Source organism: Mycobacterium sp., from assembly GCF_035499775.1.
Classification (GTDB): domain Bacteria; phylum Actinomycetota; class Actinomycetes; order Mycobacteriales; family Mycobacteriaceae; genus Mycobacterium.
In genome coordinates, this window is sequence record NZ_DATJYB010000084.1 from 1 (window position 1) to 2,855 (window position 2,855).

The following is a 2,855-nucleotide window of genomic DNA, read 5'->3' on the forward strand; positions in this document are numbered from 1 at the left end:
CGTGCCGCATCGCCAGGCCGTCTTGGATGATCGACCTCCAGGTCATCTGCGACATCTGCTTGAACTTGCCGGCGTTACGCACGGCGGCAGTGAAACCCCTTGCCCGAGAGCCGCTTTCCAGTTTCTCGACCAGTCCGGTGCGCAACACCCGGTGCGGCATGCCATCGACGCGGGTGGTGACCACGGTGCCGTCCAGCGCCGCCTCCAGGTAGCGTCGCTTGACCGCGTCGGGCACGGTGGAATCCGACGTGAGCAGGAACCGGGTCCCCATGGCAACTCCAGCCGCCCCGTACGAAAGCGCCGCCGCCAGTCCGCGCCCGTCGAAAAAGCCACCGGCCGCCACCACCGGGATGTCGGTCCCCTTGACGGCGTCCAGCACGGACGGCAGCAGTAACGTCGTCGCGACGGGTCCGGTATGCCCGCCGCCTTCGCCGCCCTGCACGATCATCGCGTCGGCGCCCCAACCCGCGACCTTGCGCGCGTGTTTGGCCGCACCGATCGACGGAATCACCACCGCCCCGGCTTCTTTCAGCCGAGCGATCAACTCCTGCTTGGGCGCCAGCGCGAACGACGCCACCTTCACGCCCTCGCGGATCATCAACTCGACGCGATCGCCGGCGTCGGCGGCGTCCGCGCGGATGTTCACGCCGAACGGCTTGTCGGTGGCGGCCTTGACTTTGCCGATAGCCGTCGCGAGCTCGTCCAGCGTCATGGTGGCCGACGCGAGGATGCCGAGTCCGCCTGCGTTGGCCGTGGCCGACACCAGTCGCGCACCGGCCACCCAGCCCATCCCGGTCTGCACCACCGGATGCTCGATGCCGACCAGCTCGGTGAGCGGCGTGCGGAGCCTCATTACCGGATCTCTCTGTCGCGCAGCGCTTTCGGATCAATGGCCTCGCGGATAAGCCGCAGCTCGTCGTCGGTCGGCAGCCTGGATTCCGCGGCGCCGTCCAGACCATGCACCTCGAACGAGGTTGCCTCGCGGACCTCGTCGGGCGCGACGCCGGGATGCAGGCTCACCGCGCGCATCGTCCCGTCGGGGCCGCCGAAGTCGAACACACCGAGGTTGGACACCACCCGGAAGACATTGACGAACCGGAACGCCGGATTGTCCTTGTCCACTTTGTCGTAGCCGATTCCGGAAACGATGTCGACGGCGTCGGTGAACACCCGCTTGGAGTGGTTGCCCACCCAGTAGCTGGTCGCGTGGTTGATGGTGTTGCCTGGCGAGCCTCGGAGGCCGAACATCTGCCGGGTCGGGTGCTGCAGCGGCCCGAACGCCGAGATGTTCTGATTGCCATAGCGGTCAACCTGATTCGCGCCCATCACCACGTGCCGCCGCCCCCAGGCGAGCGTCTCGAACACGCGGCCGAACGGCATCCAGCCCTCGATTGCTCCGGTCTTGCCGAGCGCCGGGGTGTCGGCCAGCAACTGCGCCTCGCCGTCGGTCAGCAGGATGTCGGGGGAGAAGGTCAACCGCGCCAACCGGGCTCCGACGGAGGCCATGTTCGTCATCGGGCTGATCATGATTTCGCCGGCATCCCTGAACAATTCGGCGCAGGCTATGGCGCACACTTCGGCTCGGGTCGCACTCATTTGGCAGCCTCCTCAGCGAATGCGCGCACCGCCGCCTGGTAATCGTCTTCGCTGCCGGACAGATAGGTCGCCACGAACTGCTGCCAACCCTCTTCTGTCGAGGCGGCCTCGGCGTAATGGCGCTGGAATTTCTCGTCGCGGCCGTAATCTGGTGCCGCGGTGGTGAAGTGGGCGCCGTTGGGGGCTTCCACGACGCCGTCGACCATCATCCGGTTGATCAGCAGTGCCTGCGGCGGCACCGCTTTGACCAGTTCCTCGGTGGGCACGATGCGCTCCACCGACAGGAAGCGCTTTTCGGCGGCCATCAGGAAGAGGTCGTCGAAGTAGGGGTCGATGCCGGTGTAGGCCGCATTGCCCCGCGCGTCGCCGAGATTAAGGTGGGCGAAGGCGACGTCCAGGCGCAGCGCCGGCATGGCGATCAGCGTCTCGTATCCGCCGCCGGGCGCCGGGTATGGGCTGGTGACGTTCTTCAGCTCGCCCTCCCAGAAGTCGAGTACCGAACTGCCCAGCCCGGCGCGGATCGGCAGGAACGGGAGCCGCTGTGCCGCCGCCTGCAGCCCGCAACGCAGCATGCCCTCATCCATTTCCCGGGCTTCGATCGCACCGGTGGTGCGGGCCTTGGCGAACCACGGGTCGTAGAAGGGCGGCGAGTCCAGCGACACGAAGCCGTAGTAGACGCGCTTGACCTTGCCGGCCGAGCAGAGCAGCCCCAGGTCGGGCCCGCCGTAGGTGATTACGGTCAGGTCGGTCACGTCGGTGCGCAGCAGGGCCCGCACGAAGGCCATCGGTTTGCGCCGCGAGCCCCAGCCGGCGATGCCGATGGTCATGCCGCTTTCTATGTGCGCGACGGCCTCGTCGAGCGTCGTGCGCTTGTCGGTCATTCCTTCTTGCCCTTCGCCGTGCCGGCGAACGCGTCGCGGTGCTCGTCGGACACTCCGGCGAGGTTGAGCTCGAAGGTAAAGCCTTGCTCCATGCGGTAACTCGAGTTGACCCGCTGCACGTCGATCAGGTTGAGCGCCTCCTTGGCGGCCCGGATGACCCGGGTGTCCTTGGCGGCGATATCGCGGGCCACCTTCAGTGCCGCTTCGTCGAGTTCGGTGCGGGGCACCACCTCGTGCACCGAGCCGAAGTGATGCAAGGTGGCGGCGTCCACGGTGGCCGCGGTGAAGAACAGCCGCCGCATCATGTGTTGCGGCACCAGCCGGGACAGGTGCGTCGCGGCGCCGAGCGCGCCCCTCTCCACCTCCGGCAGCCCGAAG

3 protein-coding genes and 1 pseudogene are annotated in these 2,855 nt (G+C 67.5%); all 4 read right to left on the bottom strand.

What is annotated here, in order from left to right; translation table 11 throughout:
- Positions 1 to 853 (bottom strand): (3aS,4S,5R,7aS)-5-hydroxy-7a-methyl-1-oxo-octahydro-1H-indene-4-carboxyl-CoA dehydrogenase (gene ipdC / locus VML93_RS05115; RefSeq protein ID WP_325608341.1); only part of this gene is annotated, 853 nt, incomplete at its 3' end.
- Entirely contained in the window at positions 853 to 1,596 is a 744-nt protein-coding gene (gene ipdB / locus VML93_RS05120) for a cholesterol ring-cleaving hydrolase subunit IpdB (protein ID WP_325608343.1), read from the bottom strand. The genes ipdB and ipdC, both read right to left, overlap by 1 nt.
- Positions 1,593 to 2,477 (bottom strand): cholesterol ring-cleaving hydrolase subunit IpdA, encoded by an 885-nt coding sequence (gene ipdA / locus VML93_RS05125; RefSeq protein ID WP_325608345.1) that lies wholly within the window; start codon positions 2,475 to 2,477, stop codon positions 1,593 to 1,595. Before ipdA ends, ipdB begins: the two co-directional genes overlap by 4 nt.
- A pseudogene (gene echA20, locus VML93_RS05130) lies at positions 2,474 to 2,855 on the bottom strand ((7aS)-7a-methyl-1,5-dioxo-2,3,5,6,7,7a-hexahydro-1H-indene-carboxyl-CoA hydrolase); the annotation flags it as partial. The pseudogene echA20 and the gene ipdA, both read right to left, overlap by 4 nt.

Coding starts and splice junctions, on each gene's coding strand:
- ipdA (WP_325608345.1), bottom strand. CDS start 2,477: ATGACCGACAAGCGCACGACGCTCGACGAGGCCGTCGCGCACATAGAA.
- ipdB (WP_325608343.1), bottom strand. CDS start 1,596: ATGAGTGCGACCCGAGCCGAAGTGTGCGCCATAGCCTGCGCCGAATTG.